This is a genomic window from Mesorhizobium sp. WSM4845 (genome assembly GCF_055811455.1).
In genome coordinates this window covers 32,136-52,589 of record NZ_JBVVQA010000041.1, presented here as the reverse complement: position 1 = coordinate 52,589, position 20,454 = coordinate 32,136, and the positions used below count along the sequence as shown (strand labels likewise).

25 protein-coding genes, 1 other RNA gene and 1 pseudogene are annotated in these 20,454 nt (G+C 62.1%); 13 read left to right on the top strand and 14 right to left on the bottom strand.

Annotation, left to right across the window (positions count from 1 at the left end):
• Nucleotides 1–111 precede the first annotated feature (111 nt).
• A complete protein-coding gene (locus tag AC0L2C_RS30650; protein ID WP_473525173.1) occupies nucleotides 112–777 on the bottom strand; it encodes a TetR/AcrR family transcriptional regulator in 666 nt (221 codons plus the stop codon).
• 112 nt (nucleotides 778–889) lie between these two features.
• Here AC0L2C_RS30650 and AC0L2C_RS30645 point away from each other — a divergent pair, with 112 nt between their 5' ends.
• Together AC0L2C_RS30645 and AC0L2C_RS30640 are read left to right on the top strand one after the other, a co-directional pair.
• Nucleotides 890–1,723, top strand: coding sequence for a Rossmann-fold NAD(P)-binding domain-containing protein (locus AC0L2C_RS30645; protein WP_473525172.1), 834 nt, complete (start codon nucleotides 890–892; stop codon nucleotides 1,721–1,723).
• A gap of 1 nt (nucleotide 1,724) precedes the next feature.
• Entirely contained in the window at nucleotides 1,725–2,204 is a 480-nt protein-coding gene (locus tag AC0L2C_RS30640; protein ID WP_473525171.1) for an anthrone oxygenase family protein, read from the top strand.
• A gap of 28 nt (nucleotides 2,205–2,232) precedes the next feature.
• Here AC0L2C_RS30640 and AC0L2C_RS30635 read toward each other — a convergent pair whose 3' ends face one another.
• The 3 genes from AC0L2C_RS30635 to AC0L2C_RS30625 all read right to left on the bottom strand — a co-directional run bounded on the left by AC0L2C_RS30635 (nucleotide 2,233) and on the right by AC0L2C_RS30625 (nucleotide 3,942).
• Nucleotides 2,233–2,559, bottom strand: a complete 327-nt coding sequence (locus AC0L2C_RS30635; RefSeq protein ID WP_473525170.1) for an Rdx family protein — start codon at nucleotides 2,557–2,559, stop codon at nucleotides 2,233–2,235.
• 84 nt (nucleotides 2,560–2,643) lie between these two features.
• Nucleotides 2,644–3,393, bottom strand: coding sequence for a YebC/PmpR family DNA-binding transcriptional regulator (locus AC0L2C_RS30630; RefSeq protein WP_023800014.1), 750 nt, complete (start codon nucleotides 3,391–3,393; stop codon nucleotides 2,644–2,646).
• Between the two features lie 225 nt (nucleotides 3,394–3,618).
• Nucleotides 3,619–3,942: an ArsR/SmtB family transcription factor gene (locus tag AC0L2C_RS30625; protein WP_473525169.1), complete on the bottom strand. Its 324-nt coding sequence runs from the start codon at nucleotides 3,940–3,942 to the stop codon at nucleotides 3,619–3,621.
• 51 nt (nucleotides 3,943–3,993) lie between these two features.
• On the opposite strand from AC0L2C_RS30625, the gene AC0L2C_RS30620 reads away from it, so the two are divergent.
• From AC0L2C_RS30620 to AC0L2C_RS30610, 3 genes and pseudogenes are all read left to right on the top strand, one after another.
• On the top strand, nucleotides 3,994–4,476 hold the full coding sequence (locus AC0L2C_RS30620) for an SRPBCC domain-containing protein (RefSeq protein WP_128173565.1): 483 nt from the start codon (nucleotides 3,994–3,996) through the stop codon (nucleotides 4,474–4,476).
• A gap of 16 nt (nucleotides 4,477–4,492) precedes the next feature.
• A complete protein-coding gene (locus AC0L2C_RS30615; protein ID WP_023800017.1) occupies nucleotides 4,493–4,855 on the top strand; it encodes a VOC family protein in 363 nt (120 codons plus the stop codon).
• A gap of 27 nt (nucleotides 4,856–4,882) precedes the next feature.
• Nucleotides 4,883–5,346: pseudogene (locus AC0L2C_RS30610) on the top strand (SRPBCC family protein).
• A gap of 281 nt (nucleotides 5,347–5,627) precedes the next feature.
• Here the strand turns inward: AC0L2C_RS30610 and AC0L2C_RS30605 are convergent.
• The 4 genes from AC0L2C_RS30605 to ssrS form a co-directional block, all read right to left on the bottom strand.
• A complete protein-coding gene (locus tag AC0L2C_RS30605) occupies nucleotides 5,628–6,395 on the bottom strand; it encodes a TerC family protein (RefSeq protein WP_027152876.1) in 768 nt (255 codons plus the stop codon).
• Between the two features lie 72 nt (nucleotides 6,396–6,467).
• Nucleotides 6,468–7,292, bottom strand: coding sequence for a TIGR00282 family metallophosphoesterase (locus tag AC0L2C_RS30600; RefSeq protein ID WP_023800020.1), 825 nt, complete (start codon nucleotides 7,290–7,292; stop codon nucleotides 6,468–6,470).
• An 81-nt stretch (nucleotides 7,293–7,373) separates the two neighbouring features.
• Nucleotides 7,374–7,961 carry a 5-formyltetrahydrofolate cyclo-ligase gene (locus tag AC0L2C_RS30595; RefSeq protein WP_128170688.1) on the bottom strand — a complete coding sequence of 196 codons (588 nt, stop codon included), beginning with the start codon at nucleotides 7,959–7,961 and terminating at the stop codon, nucleotides 7,374–7,376.
• A gap of 94 nt (nucleotides 7,962–8,055) precedes the next feature.
• A non-coding RNA gene (gene ssrS, locus AC0L2C_RS30590) (6S RNA) lies at nucleotides 8,056–8,211 on the bottom strand.
• Between the two features lie 181 nt (nucleotides 8,212–8,392).
• On the opposite strand from ssrS, the gene AC0L2C_RS30585 reads away from it, so the two are divergent.
• The 7 genes from AC0L2C_RS30585 to msrB all read left to right on the top strand — a co-directional run bounded on the left by AC0L2C_RS30585 (nucleotide 8,393) and on the right by msrB (nucleotide 13,055).
• Nucleotides 8,393–9,232, top strand: coding sequence for an AAA family ATPase (locus tag AC0L2C_RS30585; protein WP_473525168.1), 840 nt, complete (start codon nucleotides 8,393–8,395; stop codon nucleotides 9,230–9,232).
• Nucleotides 9,233–9,400: 168 nt separating this feature from the next.
• Nucleotides 9,401–9,847 carry a GNAT family N-acetyltransferase gene (locus AC0L2C_RS30580; RefSeq protein ID WP_023800023.1) on the top strand — a complete coding sequence of 149 codons (447 nt, stop codon included), beginning with the start codon at nucleotides 9,401–9,403 and terminating at the stop codon, nucleotides 9,845–9,847.
• A 62-nt stretch (nucleotides 9,848–9,909) separates the two neighbouring features.
• On the top strand, nucleotides 9,910–10,104 hold the full coding sequence (locus AC0L2C_RS30575) for a type II toxin-antitoxin system HicA family toxin (RefSeq protein WP_126104508.1): 195 nt from the start codon (nucleotides 9,910–9,912) through the stop codon (nucleotides 10,102–10,104).
• A 10-nt stretch (nucleotides 10,105–10,114) separates the two neighbouring features.
• The gene (locus tag AC0L2C_RS30570; RefSeq protein WP_287240322.1) at nucleotides 10,115–10,519 is read left to right on the top strand and encodes a type II toxin-antitoxin system HicB family antitoxin; all 405 of its coding nucleotides are present in this window, start codon (nucleotides 10,115–10,117) and stop codon (nucleotides 10,517–10,519) included.
• Between the two features lie 9 nt (nucleotides 10,520–10,528).
• The gene (locus tag AC0L2C_RS30565; protein WP_287240320.1) at nucleotides 10,529–11,719 is read left to right on the top strand and encodes a vWA domain-containing protein; all 1,191 of its coding nucleotides are present in this window, start codon (nucleotides 10,529–10,531) and stop codon (nucleotides 11,717–11,719) included.
• Entirely contained in the window at nucleotides 11,720–12,541 is an 822-nt protein-coding gene (locus AC0L2C_RS30560; RefSeq protein WP_128245931.1) for an MBL fold metallo-hydrolase, read from the top strand.
• Nucleotides 12,542–12,650: 109 nt separating this feature from the next.
• On the top strand, nucleotides 12,651–13,055 hold the full coding sequence (gene msrB, locus AC0L2C_RS30555) for a peptide-methionine (R)-S-oxide reductase MsrB (protein ID WP_027152870.1): 405 nt from the start codon (nucleotides 12,651–12,653) through the stop codon (nucleotides 13,053–13,055).
• Between the two features lie 60 nt (nucleotides 13,056–13,115).
• Here msrB and AC0L2C_RS30550 read toward each other — a convergent pair whose 3' ends face one another.
• Entirely contained in the window at nucleotides 13,116–13,460 is a 345-nt protein-coding gene (locus tag AC0L2C_RS30550) for a hypothetical protein (protein ID WP_128245930.1), read from the bottom strand.
• Between the two features lie 217 nt (nucleotides 13,461–13,677).
• On the opposite strand from AC0L2C_RS30550, the gene AC0L2C_RS30545 reads away from it, so the two are divergent.
• On the top strand, nucleotides 13,678–14,187 hold the full coding sequence (locus AC0L2C_RS30545) for an arsenate reductase ArsC (protein WP_091593477.1): 510 nt from the start codon (nucleotides 13,678–13,680) through the stop codon (nucleotides 14,185–14,187).
• 22 nt (nucleotides 14,188–14,209) lie between these two features.
• On the opposite strand, the gene AC0L2C_RS30540 is transcribed toward AC0L2C_RS30545, so the two are convergent.
• The 5 genes from AC0L2C_RS30540 to AC0L2C_RS30520 all read right to left on the bottom strand — a co-directional run bounded on the left by AC0L2C_RS30540 (nucleotide 14,210) and on the right by AC0L2C_RS30520 (nucleotide 20,438).
• Entirely contained in the window at nucleotides 14,210–14,665 is a 456-nt protein-coding gene (locus AC0L2C_RS30540) for a hypothetical protein (RefSeq protein ID WP_287240317.1), read from the bottom strand.
• A gap of 48 nt (nucleotides 14,666–14,713) precedes the next feature.
• On the bottom strand, nucleotides 14,714–14,974 hold the full coding sequence (locus tag AC0L2C_RS30535; RefSeq protein ID WP_023800031.1) for a DUF2312 domain-containing protein: 261 nt from the start codon (nucleotides 14,972–14,974) through the stop codon (nucleotides 14,714–14,716).
• Nucleotides 14,975–15,134: 160 nt separating this feature from the next.
• Nucleotides 15,135–18,593 carry a pyruvate carboxylase gene (gene pyc / locus AC0L2C_RS30530; protein ID WP_473525167.1) on the bottom strand — a complete coding sequence of 1,153 codons (3,459 nt, stop codon included), beginning with the start codon at nucleotides 18,591–18,593 and terminating at the stop codon, nucleotides 15,135–15,137.
• A gap of 239 nt (nucleotides 18,594–18,832) precedes the next feature.
• Nucleotides 18,833–19,951, bottom strand: coding sequence for a branched-chain amino acid ABC transporter substrate-binding protein (locus AC0L2C_RS30525; protein ID WP_023800033.1), 1,119 nt, complete (start codon nucleotides 19,949–19,951; stop codon nucleotides 18,833–18,835).
• A 139-nt stretch (nucleotides 19,952–20,090) separates the two neighbouring features.
• Nucleotides 20,091–20,438, bottom strand: a complete 348-nt coding sequence (locus tag AC0L2C_RS30520; protein ID WP_473525166.1) for a DUF6867 family protein — start codon at nucleotides 20,436–20,438, stop codon at nucleotides 20,091–20,093.
• Between the last annotated feature and the right edge of the window lie 16 nt (nucleotides 20,439–20,454).

The following is a 20,454-nucleotide window of genomic DNA, read 5'->3' as shown; positions in this document are numbered from 1 at the left end:
GCGGCGGACACGACAGGGGGAAAACTGTAACCCATGTATCCGGTTCAAAGTGTTACCCATCTTTCAACTGGACACCGCCAGGCGGATGAGGGGCGGCGCTCGCTTCGGCGATTAGCAAACGTTACACGGGCCGGCCTGCTGGTCGACCAGTTCGCGCAGCGCCATCCGCTTGTAGGCGGCGACCAGGTCGTCGCCTTCGTTTCGACCGACCGAGATCGCCAGCCGCATGGTGGCCTCGCCCATCTGCCAGATGAGAAACGCCGTCGTTTCCAGCGCCGCCGGATCGGCGGTAGGCCGCAGCCGCTTCAGCACCGCGGTGAGGAATTCGGCGTTGGCCCGGCTGTCGGTGAGTTCGAGTTCGCGCAGCGCCTTGTCGGCCTGCGTGCCCGACCAGATGTCGCGCATCACCGGCTCGGCCAGGAATAGCCCGTAATAGATATCCACCAGCTCGGAAAATGCCCGCCGCAGCCCTTCGGCGTCGCTAACCGGTGCAAGCGCTGCCACGATGCAGGCCTGGCTTTCGGAGGTGTAGCGCTCGGCCAGCGCCCAGATGATCGCTCGCTTGTCCGGGAAGAACTGGTAGAGCGAGCCGATCGACACGCCGGCCCGTTCCGCCACCTCGCCCATGCGCATGGCATCGCTGCCTTGCTCGGCGATCAGCGCAGAGGCGGCGGCCAGCATCCGCTCGACCCGCTCGCGGCTGCGCTGCTGGCTGGGCGCCCGGCGCGGCGATGCGATCTGGCCATCCTGTGAACCCGATACGGTCGAGCCTTCCATCACTGTCTCCTGGCGAATGATCAACAAATTGGCTTGACTCACAAAATACGAGGGTTTATCACGTTTTGCAAATGTGAGGATTAATCATATTTGTGAGCAAAGGAAAATCGCCATGATCGACACAGCAGCAAAACCGATTTTGATCCTCGGCGGCACCGGCAAAACCGGCCGTCGTCTCGCGGACAGGCTGACGGCGCAGGGCCTGCCGGTACGGATCGGCTCGCGCTCGGGCACCCCGCCCTTCGACTGGGAAGACGATACGACCTGGGAACCCGCGCTCGATGGTGTCGGTGCCGTCTACATCAGCTACTATCCCGATCTTGCGGTGCCCGGTGCGGCCGAAGCGGTCGGCGCTTTCGCCAACCTTGCCGTGGCAAGCGGTGTGCGCCGGCTGGTGCTGCTGTCGGGGCGCGGCGAAATCGAAGCGCAACGTGCCGAAGAGATGCTGAAAGCCTCAGGCGCCGACTGGACGATCCTGCGCTGCGCCTGGTTTTCCCAGAACTTCAGCGAGAGTTTTTTGCTCGATCCGCTGCTCGCCGGAGAGGTGGCTTTGCCGGTCGGTACTGTCGGAGAGCCGTTCGTCGACGCCGACGACATTGCCGACGCCGCCGTGACGGTGCTTACCCGGCAAGGCCATGTCGGCCAGCTTTACGAGCTGACCGGGCCGCGTCTGCTGAGCTTCGCCGACGCGGTCGCCGAGATCGGCAAGGCGGCCGGCCGCGACATCCGCTTTGTCAGGATTTCGCATGCCGAGTTCACCGCCGCAGTAGCCGGACACGAGTTGCCGGCCGAGTTCGCCTGGCTGCTCAACGAGCTGTTCACCGAGGTGCTCGACGGTCGCAACGAGGCGCTGACCGACGGCGTCGAGCGCGTGCTCGGCCGCGCCCCAAAGGACTTTTCCGCCTATGCAACCGAAACCGCTGGTACGGGCATCTGGAGTGACTGACATGATCATGAAACTGCTTCCCACCCTCACCTTCATCGCCGCGCTCGGCTCGGGCGTCGTCGCTGGTGTCTTCTTCGCCTTTTCCAGCTTCGTCATGCCGGGCCTCGCCCGCATGCCGGCCGCGGGCGGCATCGCCGCCATGAATTCGATCAACATCACTGCGGTGACGCCGCTGTTCATGACCGCGCTTTTCGGCACCGGGCTGATCTGCCTCGTCCTCGTCGTCGGCGCTGTCATCGGCTGGGGCCAACCGGGCTCGTTGTGGCTTCTCGCCGGCGCCCTGATCTACCTCGTCGGCAACCTGATCGTGACGATGATCTTCAACGTGCCGCTCAACAACGCGCTGGCCGCCGTCGATCCGGCAAGCGCCAACGGCGCCGCCGTTTGGGCCACCTATCTCAGGGACTGGGTGATGTGGAACCACGTCCGTACCATCACCGCCATCGTCGCGCTGGCCTGCTTCATCGTGGCGTGGCGGTGAACGAGGGCAGAAATCTAAAGACCTTGCGTCAGGCAGGGTCTTTTGACGGGGTATCTTTTGACTTGTCGCTCTTGCGGTCGGCATAGCCGAGATCGCGGTCCGGATCGATCACGTCGCGAACCAGTTGCTTGAGCCTTGCGGCATCGGGAAAGCCGCCGTCGCGCTTGCGGTCCCAGACCAGTGTCTCGTTGCAGGAAATGGTGAAGATGCCGCCGGTGCCGGGCACCAGCGTGACCTCGCCCAGATCCGTTGCGAAGGTCGACAGCAGCTCCTGCGCCATCCAGCCGGCCCGCAGCAGCCAGTGGCACTGCGCGCAATAGGTGATGCGGACCTGGGGCAACGGCTTTTCGGTCATGTCAGATTGAGTTCCGCTCATATCTCAGATTAAGCTCCGCTCAAATCTCGGATTGAACTCCGCTCATGTCTGGTTGAGCTGTGCTCATGCCGCGCTGAGCTTCGCCATGGTCTCGTCGTCGACCTCGAAATTGGCGTAGACGCTCTGCACGTCGTCATCGTCCTCGAGCGTGGCGACCAACTTCATCAGCGACTGTGCCCGCTCCTCATCGACCGCAATGTTGGTCTGCGGCTTCCAGATCGGCTTCACTGATTCAGCCTCGCCGAGCGCGCCTTCCAGCGCCTTCGACACCTCACCAAGATTCTCGAAGGCGCAATAGATCGTGTGGCCTTCCTCGTCCGACTGGACGTCGTCGGCCCCGGCCTCGATCGCCGCGTCCATGACCTTCTCCGCGCTGCCTACCGATGCCGGATAGAAGATTTCGCCGACACGGTCCCACATGAACGACACCGAGCCGGTTTCCCCCATCGCCCCGCCGGCCTTGGTGAAGGCGGCCCGCACATTCGACGCCGAGCGGTTGCGGTTGTCGGTCAGCGCCTCGACGATGAGCGCGACGCCGCCTGGCCCGTAGCCTTCGTAACGCACAGCTTCGTAAGTCTCGGCGTCGCCCATCGACGCCTTGTTGATGGCGCGCTGGATGTTGTCTTTCGGCATCGACACCGCCTTGGCGTTCTGCACGGCAAGACGCAGGCGCGGGTTCATCGACGGGTCCGGCGTGCCGCTCTTGGCGGCGACGGTTATTTCGCGCGCCAGCTTGGAAAACATTTTCGACCGCACCGCGTCCTGGCGGCCCTTGCGGTGCATGATGTTCTTGAACTGTGAATGGCCAGCCATGGCACCCCTGTCGTCTTCTTGGCAGAGCATCCTGCAGCGAGGTAGTCACCTCGCCTTTGCCAAAATGCTCGAAGTCAAAATTTCAGAACGTCCCTGCTGCGTCCGGATGGACGTACGGCGCTCTATCTCGGAATGGCCGGCTTATAGATAAATCGGCTCAATTCGTCCAGCCGCGCCGTAAGGATGGTGCGGCAAGGTAACCGCCAGCTGCTTTCCTGCGAACGCTCACTCCTCCAGATCGGATCTCAGCCGGTCGAGAATGCTGATCGCATGCGTGGCGTACTGGCTGATCCAGCGGTCGTGGATCTGCTTGATTGGCAGCGCATTGAGATGGTTCCAGCGTTCGCGCCCCTCGCGCCGCGCCACCACCAGGTCGGCTTCCTCCAGCACTTTCAGATGCAGCATGACGGTGCAGCGGTCCATGTCGGGAAAGGCATCGCACAGCATGCCGCTGGTCCGCGGCGCGTCCTTTAGCTCGTCGAGCAGCGCGCGCCGGCGCGGATGCGCCAGCGCCTTGAAAACATTGTCATCCTGCGCCTTGCTTGACATGTTATATTTTTATAACATAATATCGATCCGATCAAGGAAGGAGCTGTGGATATGTCTCTTGGATTCAGAGTTTCGGGCCGCATCGGCAAACCGGTTGCCGAAGTCTTCGATGCGGTCGTCAATCCGAACAAGCTCAGCGGCTATTTCACCACCATCGGCGGCGCCAGTGCCCCGCTGGTGGCCGGCGCCAGGGTCATCTGGTGGGGCAAGGTCCCGGTCGAGGTCGACGAGGTGGAGAAAGACAACCGCATCGTGCTGCGCTGGGACGCCACCGACGCCGACGGCAAGCCGGCCTACAAGACGCGAATCGAGATGAATTTCGAGCCGCTGGACGACGGCGGCACCTTCGTCACCATCGCCGAGGCCGGCTGGCACGAGGACGCGGTCGGCCTGAAGAAGTCCTACCTCAATTGCGAGGGCTGGTCGCAGATGCTGGCCTGCATGAAGGCCTATGTCGAATACGGCATCAATTTGCGCGACGGCTACTATCGCAGCGAGATGAAGGGCGAGCCCGCCAATGAAGACAATATCTGAGAAGACGGAGGAAAGAATGGCTGCGAAAATCACCGGCGGCATCAACATCGCCATGAAAGTGCCGCCCCACCAACACCAGGAGACGATCGCCTTCTACCGCGATGTCGTCGGCCTAAAACCGTTCACGACCAAGGCGCCGGCCATCGGTTTCGAGCTCGGCCCCAATCGCCTGTGGATCGACGAAGCGCCGATGCTGAGCCAGGCCGAGATCTGGCTGGAACTGTTCACCGACGATTTTCCGGCCGCCGCCGATCATCTCGCCAAAGCCGGTGTTGTGCGCTGCGACGCCATCGAGGCGCTCGGCGAAGGTTTTCGTGGCGGCTGGATCACCAATCCGGCCAACATCATTCACCTGGTGCGCGAACCCGACGCCTGGTGACGGAGACCGGTTCGGAAGGAGGACGAAATGGACATCCGTGAGACACCGACCGCCGAAGCCGGCATGCTGATCCGGCGGCCGGTCGCAGAAGTATTCGAAGCCATCGTCGATCCGACGATCACGACGAAATTCTGGTTCACCCACGGCAGCGGCAGGTTGGACAGCGGCAAGAAGTTCGCTGGGAGTGGCGGATGTATGGCGTTTCGACGCCGGTCACGGTCAGCGAGTTCGTCACGAACGAAAAGATCGTCATGCAATGGAGCGATCCGCCGACCACGGTGGTCTGGACTTTTACCGAGATGCAGGGCGGCACCTTTGTCGAGGTTCGCAATTTCGGTTTTGCCGGCAGCACCGATGAACAGGTCAAGCAGGCGATCGGCTCGACCGATGGCTTCGCGCTGGTGCTCGCCGGCGCCAAGGCCTGGTTGGAGCAAGGCTTGACGCTTGGCCTGATCGGCGATCGTCATCCGAAGGGCACGCCGACCGCTTAAGTCACTGGGTGCAAAAAGCCGTTCTGCAGCGATCCTTCCCACCCCCTCTGTCCTGCCGGACATCTCCCCCGCAAGGGGGGAGATCGGATGTCGCTGAGGCTTTCGCCAATCTCCAACGCTGCAGGACGAGCAGAGCGCTAAAGCTGCCAATCTCCCTCCTTGAGGGGGAGATGTCCGGCAGGACAGAGGGGGTGCTGTCCCTCCGACGTCTCAAAGGTTCTGCATGGCCGCGACAAGTGAGGCAGAGCTCAGGCCTTCGCCGTCGCTTCGCCCCGCCAACCTCAGTGCCCCGCGCCGGCCTTTGCCTTCCTCCGACGTCGCGCCAGCATGTTGAGGCCCTCGACAAGGGCGGAAAAACCCATTGCGGCGTAGATGTAGCCCTTCGGCACATGGAAGCCCATGCCGTCGGCGATCAGCGTCATGCCGATCATCAGCAGGAAGCTCAGCGCCAGCATGACGATGCTGGGGTTCTTGGCGATGAAGTTGGCGAGCGGTCCGGCCGCCAGCATCATCACGGTGACCGCGACGATCACGGCGATGTACATTATGGCGATCTCGTCAGTCATGCCGACCGCGGTGATGATCGAATCGATCGAAAAGACGAGGTCGAGCAGCAGGATCTGGAAGATGGCGCCGGCCAGCGAAAGCTGCAGCGTCTCACCCATCATCGTGTCCTGGTGATCCTCGAGATCGACCGTGTGGTGGATCTCCTTGGTCGCTTTCCAGACGAGGAACAGGCCGCCGGCGATCAGGATCAGATCGCGCCACGAAAAGCCATGGCCGAAAGCGGTGAACACCGGTGTCGTCAACTGGACGATGATCGAGATGGTGGCAAGCAGCACCAGCCGCATGATCAGCGCGGCAGAAATGCCGAGCCGCCGGGCGCGGGCCCTCTGCGCCTCCGGCAATTTGTTGGTCAGGATCGAGATGAAGATCAGATTGTCGATGCCGAGCACCACCTCCAGCACAATCAGCGTCAGCAACGCTACCCATGCAGTCGGATCGGAGACAAAGGCGAAATGCGGCGCCAGGAATTCGATGAGCTGCATGGAGGTCGTCCCCTCTTACGATCTGAAGCAGGCGTGGCCGGCAATTAGGTACTACAATCGCTTACATCAATGTCATGACCAGAACGAGGGCGCGGTTTCTTCGAGCCGCGGCCCGCGGCGAAACGGCGCAATCCGCTCGGTCAGGCCGCTGCGATCCGAAATGTCGACCCCGACGCCGCACAATGTCGCCGGGCCGCTCGCCGCCTCGAAGCGCCCTTTCGGCACCTTCGACAGAAAGCGGTTGAGCGGCTCCTCCTTGTCCATGCCGAGCGAAGAATCATAGTCGCCGCACATGCCGGCGTCTGAGATATAGCCGGTGCCGCCGTTGAGGATATGGTGGTCGCCGGTCGGCTGATGCGTGTGAGTGCCGACAACCAGGCTGGCGCGGCCGTCGACGAAGTGCGCAAAGCACATTTTTTCAGAGGTCGCCTCGGCATGGAAATCGATGACCACCGCATCGGCCTGCTCGCCGAGCGGGCAGGCGGCAAGCTCGCGCTCGCCGGCCTGAAATGGATCGTCGAGTTCAGGATGCATGAACACCCGGCCCATGATGTTGGCGACCAGAACGCGCGCGCCGTTCCTGGCGATGTAGACGCCCGAGCCCCGCCCCGGCGTGCCCTTGGGGAAATTGGACGGACGCAGAAAGCGTTCCTCGCGCGGCGCGAAAGCCAGCGCATCGCGCTGGTCCCAGACATGATTGCCGGTTGTGACGACGTCGGCGCCCGCCGAGATCGTCTCGCGAAAGATCTCTTCGGTAATGCCGAAGCCGCCGGCGGCGTTCTCGCCATTGACGATGACGAAGTCGAGTTTGAAATCCGAGATCAGGCCGGGCAGTTGTTCCCACACCGCCGTGCGTCCCGTCTTGCCGACCATATCGCCGAGGAAGAGAAGTCTCATCTAAACATGATCCCGAACCGAAGGTCAGCGAAGCAAAAAGCTGCATGACTTCCGGAAAAGACCATGCGTCCAGGAACTTATCTACAATTTCGGCGCGAACCGGCGCAACCCGCTCTCGGTGAGTATTTCCGGAATGGTCACGTCATGCGGCTCGTCCGGCACCAGCGCCACCTGCTGGCAGTCGAAAGCAATGCCGATCAGCCGCGGCGGCTGCCCCTTGTCGACCAGCCGCGCGATGGCACGGTCGTAATAGCCGGCGCCATAGCCGATGCGGTGGCCGCGCGCGTCGAAAGCCGCGAGCGGCACCAGCATCACCTGGGGATCGAGCACCTCGGCCTCCTCATGCGGCCCGACGGTGCCGAACCCCATGTCGATCATCGGCGCGCCGCGCACCAGTTCGCGAAAGACGATGGTGGTCTTGTCGAGAATCGCCGGCAGGCAAAGCCGTGCCCCTTTTTCGCGCAAGGCGAACATCAGCGGCCGGACGTCGACTTCCGAGCGCATCGGCCAGAAGCCGGAGACGATCTGGCCCGGCTCCATCGCAATGCTGTCCCGCGCCGTCTCGGCCATTTCGAGCGCTGCCTCCACCTGCCAGAACGGATCGAGCGCATCGCGGCGCCCGAGTGCTTCGCGTCGCAACTGTCTTTTCAGGTCTTTCGAGGATGTCATGCGCCGACGATAGAAAAGGTCAGATTTGGATGGAGTTTTAGGAGCGACGTTTTCCACCGCATGATCCACCGAAGCGTGGATCCTTTGCGTCAAGTGACGATCCACACAACCGGTGGAGAGAGCGATCCCGGGAACCTACAAAGTAGGTGGGCGCCGTATGAGAAAACCCACGGGTCTTCCCAGGGACAGCTCCCTAGGGATCATTAAGGCCCCGGGGAAAATGTTCTCCTGCCGGGAAGCGCAGACCGTCACACCCAATATAGGCCGACGATCAACCAAGCGCCATAGAGATGGCCATGCTCCGTGGCTTAATTCGTCACAAACCCCTGCCTGGGAGTTTCCTGGCACAAGGCTTCACCGCGCCCTCGCCGCTGCGCCTTGCATGGGCCGGGCTGCCTCCTTACGGTTGCCATCACAACCGAGGAGCAAAAATGCGTTTCGAAGGCACGGCGGCCTATGTCGCCGACAAGGATTTAATGGTGGCGGTCAATGCGGCGATCGCGCTGGAGCGGCCATTGCTGGTCAAGGGCGAGCCCGGCACCGGCAAGACGGAACTGGCCAGGCAAGTGGCGGCCGCGCTCGGCCTCGAGCTGATCGAATGGCACGTCAAGTCGACGACGAGGGCGCAGCAGGGGCTCTACGAGTATGACGCCGTGTCGCGGCTGCGCGACAGCCAACTCGGCGACGAGCGCTTCAACGACATCAGCAATTATATCAAGCGTGGCAAGCTGTGGGATGCCTTCGCGACGGCCAAGAAGGTCGTGCTTCTGATCGATGAGATCGACAAGGCCGACATCGAATTCCCCAACGATTTGCTGCAGGAACTCGATCGAATGGAGTTCTTCGTCTACGAGACCGGCGAAACGATCCGCGCTGCCGTGCGCCCGATCGTCATCATTACCTCCAACAACGAGAAGGAACTGCCGGACGCCTTCCTGCGCCGCTGCTTCTTCCACTATATCCGCTTTCCCGCCTTCGAGACGCTGCATCGGATCGTCGACGTGCACTATCCCGGCATCAAGCAGAACCTGGTGCGCGCCGCGCTCACCCAGTTCTACGAGATCCGCGACGTGCCGGGCCTGAAGAAGAAGCCGTCGATCTCCGAGGCACTGGACTGGATCCGCCTGCTCGTGACCGACGATATCGCGCCCGAGGATTTGCGCGCCGACCCGAAAAACGCACTGCCCAAGCTGCACGGCGCGCTGTTGAAGAACGAACAGGACGTGCATCTGTTCGAGCGGCTGGCCTTCATGGCGAGAAGGCAGGGGTGAGGAGCGGTCGGCCGACGAAAAGCCGACGATTTGGCTTTTCGAGCGACGAACGCCCGAAGCCATAGCGGATGGCCGGGCATGCGGCGGACAGCGCTTTCCCGTTGCTGGACCGTTGCCGCCGTCCGGGCACCGGGGCAGCCTGGGCCCGAAGCTTCAGAAGGAAATGAAATGACCGAGATCACCGTCCGCCCACTGGCACAATCCGACCACGCCGACTGGCAGCGTCTGTGGACTGCCTACCTCACCTTCTACAAAACCGAGCTGCCGGAAGACGTCTACGCCGTCACCTGGAAGCGGCTGTTCACGGCGGGTGAGTTTGAACCAAAAGGGTTCATCGCCACGCTCGGCGGTAAGGCGGTCGGCCTGACGCACTATCTCTACCATCGCTCCTGCTGGTCCGAAAAAAACAACTGCTATCTGCAGGACCTGTTCGCCGACCCGGACGTGCGCGGCAAAGGCGTCGGCGCCGCCCTGATCGAAGCGGTCAAGCAGGAAGCCGGCAAGATCGGCGTCAAGAACGTCTACTGGATGACGCACGAGACCAACACCACCGCGCGCAAGCTCTACGACCACGTGGCGCGCAGGACCGGCTTCATCGAGTATGATCTGATGTGATTTTTGCCGACAGTTGAAATGGCCGCGGTTGCGCAATATATTGCGCATGATCAGGAGTGCCCGTGCCGCTGATCGAGACCAACACACGCAAGATCGTCACGAGGCTTTTGCGCGACGGCTGGGTAAACGTAGGCGGCGGCAAGCATGAGAAATATGAGCATCCGGAGAGACCGGAGATCATGATCATCGTGCCGCGGCATCGCGAACAATCTCTGGGTGTCGCGCGGTCGATCGCCCGGCTTGCCGGATGGATTTAAGGAGGAAATCATGACCCACTATGTCGGAATCCTTGACGGCGCAGATGATGTCTGGGGAGTGCGGGTGCCCGATCTTCCCGGATGTCATGGCGGTGGCGCAAGTCCCGAGGAGGCGATAGCCGATGCGACCTCCGCCGTTCGCGAATGGGCCGAGGCACGAATGGCGAAGCACTTGCCCTTGCCCGACGCGCGCACGGTGGCAGATCTGCTCCGACTGGGCGAAATCGATAGCTCCGCCGGCGAATCTGCCGTGATGATCCCCGTGCTGATCGATTCCGGACGGCCTGTCCGAGCGAATCTGTCGCTCGACGCAGGTCTCTTGGCGGCAATCGATGCCGAAGCGAGCCGGCGCGGCCTCACGCGTTCCGCCTTCATCGCCAGCGCCGCTCGCGAGAAGATCGAAGGGCACAGATAAAGTCGCACGATGTTCATCCCCTTTTTTCTCGAACTGAAGGCTGCGCGGGTTCCGGTCTCGCTCCGGGAATATCTGTCGCTGCTGGAAGGGCTGGAGGCTTGGCTGATCGACTATGACGTCGAGGGTTTTTACTACCTCGCCCGCTCGGCACTGGTGAAGGACGAGCGCCACATCGACCGTTTTGACCAGGTCTTTTCGCACTTCTTTAGGGGTGTCGAAGCGCTGGCTGGCGAAAACCCGGTCGACGTCGAAAACATCCCGGAGGAATGGCTGCGGCGGCTTGCCGAAAAGCACCTGACCGATGAAGAGAAAAAGCTGGTCGAGGCCCTGGGCGGTTTCGAAAAGCTGATGGAAACGCTGAAAAAGCGGCTGGAGGAACAGAAGCGCCGCCACCAGGGCGGGTCGAAATGGATCGGCACCGGCGGCACCTCACCATTCGGCGCCTATGGCTACAATCCCGAAGGCGTTCGCATCGGCCAGCATGAAAGCCGCAACCGCCGTGCGGTGAAAGTCTGGGACAAGCGTGAGTTCAGGAATTTCGACGATGCCGTCGAGCTCGGCACCCGCAACATCAAGATCGCGCTGAAGCGCTTGCGTCGCTGGGTGCGCGAAGGCGCCGAGGAAGAGTTCGACCTGCCCGGCACCATCCACGCCACGGCCGAGCATGGCTATCTCGACGTACAGACGCGGCCCGAGCGGCGCAACGCCGTGAAGCTGCTGATGTTCTTCGATGTCGGCGGCTCGATGGACGATCACATCAGAAGCGTCGAGGAGCTGTTTTCGGCCGCCCGCGCCGAATTCCGCCAGCTCGAATATTTTTACTTCCACAACTGCCTTTATGAGAGTGTGTGGAAGGACAATCGCCGTCGCCATGCGGAGGTGATTCCAACTTTCGATCTCCTCCACAAATACGGTCCGGACTACAAGGTGATCGTCGTCGGCGATGCCTCGATGAGCCCCTATGAGATTGCGCATCCCGGCGGCTCGGTCGAGCACTGGAATCCGGAGGCCGGCGTCGTCTGGCTCAGCCGTCTGCTGCAGCAATGGCCGAACGCGGTATGGCTCAACCCCGAAAGCGAAAAGCACTGGGGTTTTACCCATTCGATCGCCATGATCCGCGACATCTTCGGCGGCCGCATGTTTCCGCTGACGCTCGCCGGGATCGAGGCCGCGACGAAGCAGCTTTCAAGGAAGCACTGAATGGATCCACGCAAAACAGGACGGCCGACCTGTTTCCTCTGCCTGCAATGTGGCGTCCAGTTCGCGGCGGCAGCGACGCCGCCGCAACATTGCCCGATCTGCGAGGACGAGCGGCAATATGTGCGCTGGGAGGGCCAGGCCTGGATCACGCCGCAAGAGCTCGCCGCCGGGCATCGGATCGTGATGAAGGATGACGCCGGCGTGCTCGCCTTCGGCATCGAGCCGCGCTTCGCCATCGGTCAGCGGGCGCTGCTGGCACAGTCGCCGCACGGCAATGTGCTGTGGGACTGCATCTCGATGGTCAGCGACGAGGCGGTGGCCGAAATTAACCGCCGAGGCGGCCTCATCGCGATCGCCATTTCGCACTGCCATTATTATTCGGCGATGGTCGAGTGGAGCGAGGCGTTTGGCGGCGTGCCGATCTATCTGCATGCCGATGACCGCAAGTGGATCATGCGGCCGCATCCGGCTGTTGTCAGTTGGCAGGGCGAGACGCGCGCCCTCAACCCCTCGCTGACACTTATCCGTTGCGGCGGTCACTTTGCCGGCGGCCAGGTGCTGCACTGGAAGCGCGACGGCGGCGACGCCATCCTGGCCGGCGACATCCTGCAGGTGACGCCAACCCGCCGCCATGTCAGCTTCATGTACAGCTACCCGAACTACATCCCGCTCAATGCGCCGAAGGTACTCCACATCGCGTCGGCACTGGAGCCTTTCGCGTTCGACCATATCTATGGCGCATGGTGGAACCAGAACGTCATCGGCGACGCAAAGACGGCATTTGCAGGGTCTGTTGCGCGGTATCTGGCAGCGATCGCCTGAGGAATTCTTCGCGGCAGGATTGGAATTACGGGCAAACGCCGTAACAAAAGCCTATTTTTAGGCGAACTTGGGAAAGCAGCCCAATAGCGGCATGAGCTAAGAGGCAAAGATGGATAGTCACACCTACCCTGTTACCCGCACCGATGCCGAATGGCGCGCCCGGCTGACGCCGGAGCAATATGCCGTGATGCGCAATCACGGCACCGAGCGGCCGGGCAGTTGCGCCCTGCTCCACGAGAAGCGCGCTGGCACATTTTCTTGCGTCGGCTGCGACCAGCCTTTGTTCGAATCCAAGCTGAAGTTCGAGAGCGGCACCGGCTGGCCAAGCTTCAACGATCCGGTGCCCGGTTCGGTCGAGACGACCGTCGACCGCAGCTACGGCATGGTCCGCACCGAATGCCACTGCGCCCGCTGCGGCAGCCATCTCGGCCACGTCTTCGAGGACGGCCCGCCGCCGACCGGCCTGCGCTATTGCATCAACGGGGTCGCGCTGAAATTCGAGCCGGCTGCCTGACTAGAATTCAACGTTGTCAAAGGACGGCTTCCGCCGGCCTCTGCCGGCAGCACTGTCCTGTCAGATCACCACCACCAGGATCAGCCACAGCACAGCCCCCAGCGCCATCAGCGAAGCTTTGACGCCGCCGGTTTTCTCGGCGGTCCGCCACACCGCAAAAGTCAGGAAGAAATTGTACGGCACCGGCGCGAAATGCACCGCCAGAACGAGAGCGAGCGGCAGCTTCAGCCCGAGCAGGATCAGCGCCAGCACCGACACGGCGATGTTGATCGCCGTGCCGACAAGGACAAGATCGCGCCAGAACAGCCGGTCTAGCGGGGCCGTGCCTTGCCAGCGCGAGCGGAAGAAACCCGCCGCACGGCCTGCCTTGCCGTCTTCGCCTTCGAAAGTCTCCGGCGCACTCATCGATACGGCTTTCTCTCATTCGACAGCCGCAGAGATTTCCAAAGCAGCAAGCCTGTCAACGCAAATCGATCATCGGCACGCAAGCGTATGATTTGACAAATTGTCATCAAACGGTCGTGAAACCTTTCTACGTCGCCCTTGTCGGCGTCTCGGCAAAGACACCTTGCCGGACTCTGCCGCCCCCATCATCCAGTCGCCTGCCAGGGGAGGTCTTGAGATGAGCGATAATGTCTACAACGTGCTGTTTCTTTGCAACGCCAATTCGGCGCGATCGATCATGGCGGAAGCCATCCTCAGCCGGATCGGTGGCGGCAGGTTCAAGGCCTTTTCCGCCGGTTCGCAGCCGAGGGGCGAGGTCAATCCCTACGCATTGCATCTGCTCGAAAGCCTTAGCTACGACACGAGCTTCGCCCGTTCGAAAGGCTGGGACGAGTTTGCCGAGCCCGACGCGCCGGAAATGAATTTCATCTTCACGCTTTGCGACAGCACCGCGAATGAATCCTGTCCGATCTGGCCGGGTCATCCGATGACCGCGCTCTGGTCGATACCGGACCCAGCCAAGGCAGACGGCACCGAAGCCGAACTGCATCTTGCCTTTGCCGATGCCTATCGCATGCTCAACAACCGCATCTCGCTGTTCACCAATCTGCGGGTGGATGCGCTCGACCATTTGGCGCTGCAACAGCATCTCGATCGGATTGGCCGCGACACGGCGAAACCGAACTAACTCAAGCCACTGCGACGCGAATTCACGGTCCGGCTTCGCCACCCCCGCCCAGCACCTCGGCAACGGCGCGCTCGAAACGCGATGCTTCCGTCACCAGCCAGTCGGCCATGGCCGGCCAATTGTCCTCGGCAAAACAGTTCACGCGCCACAGCGAATTGATGCCGAGGCCCTCGCAGCTCTGTTCCGGCCTGAGTTTCAACCTGTCTTCGATCGCCGGCTGGAACGGCTTCAACCGCGACCAGGCTTGCGTGGCACCGAACTTCTCGTTGCGGCCGAAGAAGACGCCGACATGGTTCTGCGCCGGCGCGACATACATGGAAAGGACCAATGCGAAGTCGGGCAGCCCGCGCTGCCAGAACCAGGGTCCGCGCCGTGCCATCAGAGGCCTTTCTTCCGGATGCCGTTCCGCGAACAGCGTCCAGAAGCCGCGTTGGCGGAACTCAGAGGCGCGGCGGCCGCCAAAGTCGAATTCGTTCATGGTTCGACCCGTTGCGGGCGCAACTGGCGCCCAGGGCTGTTACCAGCCTTACACCATGCCGAGTGCGGCTTTGTAGAGGTCGAGGATGGTTTCCTCCTCTTGCCGCTCAGCCTGGTCCTTCTTGCGCAGCCGGATGATCGACCGCATCGCCTTGGTGTCGAAGCCGGTGCCCTTGGCCTCGGCGAACACTTCCTTGATGTCGTCGGCGATCGTCTTCTTCTCTTCCTCGAGCCGCTCGATGCGCTCGATGAAGGCTCGCAGCTGGCCGGCGGCAACAGTCTGGCTGGTCTCGGTGATGTCGTCGGCCATTTTCTCTCCGCGTCGTTTTCCATGCCGCGACTCACGAACCGTCGCGGCGAATTTGCAGCGGTTCGATGCCCGACCGGAGCCGACCGGTCAAGCTGTTATCGATGCGGCATGAAGGGCTGCCGCCAGACGCAGACAACTCTGCCTGGGCAACATTTCTGTCTCATCCGAATGCGATCAGCAGATCCTTGGCGTCGATCTGATCGCCGGTCTTGACCAGCACTTCGGCGACAACCCCATCACGCTCGGCATGCAATGCCGTCTCCATCTTCATCGCCTCGATCGATAAAAGCACGTCGCCGGCCTTGACCGCTTGGCCGGCGGCAACGGCGAGCGCCGAGACGACGCCCGGCATCGGTGCGCCAACATGCGCCTCGTTGCCGGGCTCGGCCTTGCGCCGCGCCTTGGCGGCGGAAGCGCCGTGCGCCCGATCCGGCACTTTGACCCGGCGCGGCTGGCCGTTGAGCTCGAAGAACACGGTGACCATGCCCTTCTCGTCGACATCGCCGATGGCCAGGCAGCGCACCACCAGCGTCTTGCCCTTCTCGATGTCGACAAAGATCTCGTCCTCCGGCTTCATGCCGTAGAAATAGGTCGGCGTCGGCAGCACGCTGACCGGCCCATAGGTTTCCTGCGCTGCGGTAAAGTCGGAGAAGACCTTCGGGTACATCAGCCACGAGGCGAATTCGAATTCGCTGAGCTTGCGCTCGAGCTTGTCCTCGATCTCCTTGCGGCTGGCCTTGAGATTGGCAGCTTTCAGCAGCGAACCGGGCCGCACGGTGATCGGTTTGTCGCCTTTCAGCACCTTCTTCTGCAGTGCCTCCGGCCAACCGCCCGGCGACTGGCCGAGGTCGCCGCGCAGCATCGACACGACCGAGTCGGGGAAGGCGATATCCCTAGCCGGATTTTCGACATCGGCAACCGTCAGGTCCTGGCTCACCATCATCAGCGCCATGTCGCCGACAACCTTGGACGACGGCGTCACCTTGACGATGTCACCGAACATCAGATTGACGTCGTGATAGGTCTGCGCCACTTCGTGCCAGCGCGTCTCCAGCCCGAGCGAGCGCGCCTGCTCCTTGAGGTTGGTGAACTGCCCACCCGGCATTTCGTGCAGGTAGACTTCCGAGGCCGGCCCCTTCAGGTCGCTTTCGAAGGCAGCATACTGGTTGCGCACCGCCTCCCAGTAGAACGAGATGTTCCTGATCCATTGCGGGTCGAGGCCCGGATCCCGCTCGGTGCCCTTCAGCGCCTCGACGATCGAGCCCAGGCAAGGCTGCGAGGTGTTGCCGGACAGGGCATCCATCGCCGCGTCGATGGCGTCGACACCGCTGTCCACCGCCGCCAGCACCGTCGCCGCCGACAGGCCTGACGTGTCGTGCGTGTGAAAGTGGATCGGCAGGTCGGTCGCCTCGCGCAGCGCCTTGAACAGTGCGCGGGCGGCATTCGGCTTCAAGAGCCCGGCCATGTCCTTGACCGCGACGATATGGGCGCCGGCCGTCTGCAACTCCCTGGCCAGCGCGACGTAGTATTTGAGGTCGTACTTGGCTCGGGCCGGGTCGAGTATGTCGCCGGTGTAGCAGATCGCTGCTTCGATCAGCTTGCCTTCGGCGCCGACCGCGTCCATGGCGACGCGCATGTTGTCGACCCAGTTCAAACAGTCGAAGACGCGGAACAGGTCGACGCCGCCGCTTGCTGCCTGTTTGACGAAATGCTGGACGACATTGTCCGGATAATTGGTGTAGCCGACGCCGTTGGCGCCGCGCAAAAGCATCTGCAGCAACAGATTGGACGCTGCCTCGCGCACCAGCGACAGCCGCTCCCACGGGTCTTCGGTGAGAAAGCGCATGGCGACGTCGAAGGTCGCCCCGCCCCAGCATTCGAGCGACAAAAGCTGCGGCAATGCGCGTGCATAGGTGCCGGCAATGCCGGCGATGTCATAGGTGCGCACGCGCGTCGCCAGCAGGGATTGGTGTCCGTCGCGCATCGTCGTGTCGGTGACCAGCACTTCTTTGCGTGCGCGCATCCAGGCCGCGAATTTCTCCGGCCCAAGCGCGTCGAGCTTCTGCTTGCTGCCATCGGGGACATTGCCGTTGAGGTAGGGCACCATAGGTGCCGCCGCATCGGCCTTAGGCTGCGGCCGGCCACGGGTTTCGGGATGGCCGTTGACGCTGACATCGGCCAGGTAGTTGAGCAGCTTGGTCGCGCGATCCTGCCGCTTCACGCTCGCGAACAGTTCCGGTGTCGTATCGATGAACTTGGTCGTATAGGAATTTTCGGCGAAACTTGGGTGATTGATGATCGCCTCGAGGAAGGTTAGGTTGGTCGCCACCCCGCGAATACGGAACTCGCGCAGCGCCCGGTTCATGCGGGCGATGGTCTCGGCCGGCGTCGGCGCCCAGGCCGTCACCTTCTCCAGCAGCGGATCGTAAAAGCGGGTGATGACCGCGCCGGAATAGGCGGTGCCGCCATCGAGGCGGATGCCGAAACCGGTGGCGCCGCGATAGGCGGTGATGCGGCCATAGTCGGGGATGAAATTATGCTCGGGATCTTCCGTGGTGATGCGGCACTGCAGCGCGTGGCCGTTGAGCCTGATATCCTTCTGCGCCGGCACGCCCGATTCCGCCGTGCCGATGGCAAAGCCATCGAGGATATGAATCTGCGCCTTGACAATGTCGATGCCGGTCACCTGCTCGGTGACGGTGTGCTCGACCTGGATGCGCGGATTGACTTCGATGAAGTAGAATGTGCCGGTGTCGGCATCCTGCAGGAACTCGACCGTGCCGGCGCCGACATAGCTCGTCTCGCGCGCGATCTTCAGCGCGTAGCCGCAAAGCTCTTCGCGCTGTGACATTTCGAGATACGGCGCCGGCGCGCGCTCGACCACCTTCTGGTTGCGGCGCTGGATCGAGCAATCGCGCTCGAACAGGTGCACGGCATTGCCGTGTGTGTCGCCCAGCACCTGGACCTCGACATGGCGGGCGCGCTCGATCAGCTTTTCGAGATAGACCTCGTCCTTGCCGAAGGCGGCTTTCGCTTCGCGCTTGCCCTCCGTCACCTCGCGGGCGAGATCGACTTCCGAGCGGATGGCGCGCATGCCGCGGCCGCCGCCGCCCCACGACGCCTTCAGCATCACCGGATAGCCGATCGTCCTGGCGAGCGCCTTCACTGTCTCGATGTCGTCCGGCAAGGGATCGGTGGCGGGGATTACCGGCACGCCGACCTCGATCGCCAGGTTGCGTGCGGCGACCTTGTTGCCGAGCCTGCGCATCGTATCCGGCTTGGGTCCAATGAAAATGATGCCGGCCTTGGCGCAGGCTTCGGCGAATTCAGGGCTTTCCGACAACAGCCCATAGCCCGGATGGATGGCATCGGCGCCCGAAAGCCTGGCGACGCGGATCACTTCCTCGATCGACAGATAGCTTTCGATCGGTCCCATATCCCTGTTCAGATGCGGCCCGCGCCCGACCTGATAGCTTTCATCCGCCTTGAAGCGGTGCAGCGAGTATTTGTCCTCCTCGGCCCAGATCGCCACGGTTTTGAGGCCGAGTTCGTTGGCCGCGCGGAAGACGCGGATGGCGATTTCGGACCGGTTGGCGACAAGGATCTTCGTGATTGCCAAGGACAAGGCTCCGGACGCTGACGGAAGGGGGACTGCGCCATGATTAACGCGAAAATGCTGCAGCGCAAACAAAATCGGGCGGCGACGATTAAACCGATTTAAATCCACTCATTGGGTAGAGCGCCCCGCGTTCCCTCGAATGCGCAAAGGGTGCTCCGACGAAAGGTAAAACGGCACACACGAAAAATGCCCGGCGCGAGGCGCCGGGCATTCCGGAATTGTCGTCCTCGTCGACAGGCTTACATCTTCTGGACGTAGGTGTATTTGCCGTCGTCGCCCTTCTTCCATTCGTACATGACGTAGCCAGGCAGCGTCGGATCGCCCTTCTCGTCGTAGGAAAGATCGCCCAGCACGGTCTTGAACGGGCCGTTGGCCTTGAGAGCCTTGGCAACTTCCATCGGATCGTTCGACTTGGCGGCTGTGGCGGCTCCCACGATCGCCTGCATGGCGGCGTAGGAATAAAGCGTGTAGGCCTCCGGCTCGAAGCCCTGCGCGCGGAACTTCTCGACCAGTTCCTTGTTCGCCGGGATCAGACGCGGATCCGGGCCGAACGTGTTCAGCGTGCCCGCAACCGCGTCACCGGCGATTGAGGCCAGTTCGTTCGACACGATGCCGTCGCCGGAAACCAGCGTGGCCTCGAGGCCCTGGTCAGCCACCTGGCGGATGATCAGTCCGGCTTCGGTGTGCAGACCACCCCAATAGATGATGGAAACGCCGGCTTGTTTCATCTTGGCGATCAACGCCGAGAAGTCCTTGTCGCCGATATTTACGCCTTCATACATGACTTCCGTCACGCCGGCAGCGTTCATCGCCTTCTTGGTCTCGTCGGCAAGGCCCTGACCATAGGTCGTCTTGTCGTGGACGACCGCGATCTTGGCATCCTTGAAGTTCTCCGCGAGATAGGCGCCGGCGATGCTGCCCTGCTGGTCGTCGCGTCCGCAGGTACGGAACGTGTTCCACAGGCCGCGCTCGGTGAACTGCGGGTTGGTCGCGGCCGGCGTGATCTCGAGGATGCCGTTCTCCGCGTAGACTTCCGATGCCGGGATCGAAACGCCCGAGTTGAAGTGGCCGACCACGAACTTGACGCCGTCGCCGACGAACTTGTTGGCGACCGAAATGCCCTGCTTCGGATCGGAGACGTCGTCGCCGACCGTGAGTTTGACCTGCTCGCCGTTGATGCCGCCGGCCGCATTGATGTCGGCGACAGCCTGTTCGGCGCCCTTCTGCAGCTGCGCGCCGAAGGCGGCATTCGGGCCGGTGATCGGACCGGCAACTCCGATCAGGACGTCAGCCCACGCGCTTCCGCTGAACGCGACGAGCGCGGTCAGGGCGACGGCGGACAAAAGTGATTTTCTCATGTAAAACGCTCCCATTTACAGAGTGGGCGTGGATGATGCTTTCATGCGATGCCCACCTTTACTCGCAGAAAGCGTACTTTGCCGATTTTCAGGCACTTGTCACGCCGATTCATCCCCGAAACGGCGTTAATGATGAACGTCAACCTTTTGGTTTCCAACTCAAAAGCGATGCTCTTTCGTAGAGCCAGCTATACTGTGTCACCATCTGGTTCGTGCGCGTGTATTGATAGCCGATGAAGCCCAATATCATCAGGACGATGGTGTCGACGATGTAGTAGTGCAGCGAGAACATCGTGCCGCCGAACAGCGCGTGATGGATGAACCTTACGGCTATAGCGAGGCCGAGCAAATAGGCGAACAATTGGACGACGCTGCGCCATGTCTGGGCGCAGGCCTTGCCCGTCATCCACGCCGCCCAGCCGCCAAGCAGGCAGGTGACGAAGAAGAACTGCCAGACCGAGGGTTCCTCATAGAGAATGCCCTGCATGATGAAGACTCCTGAA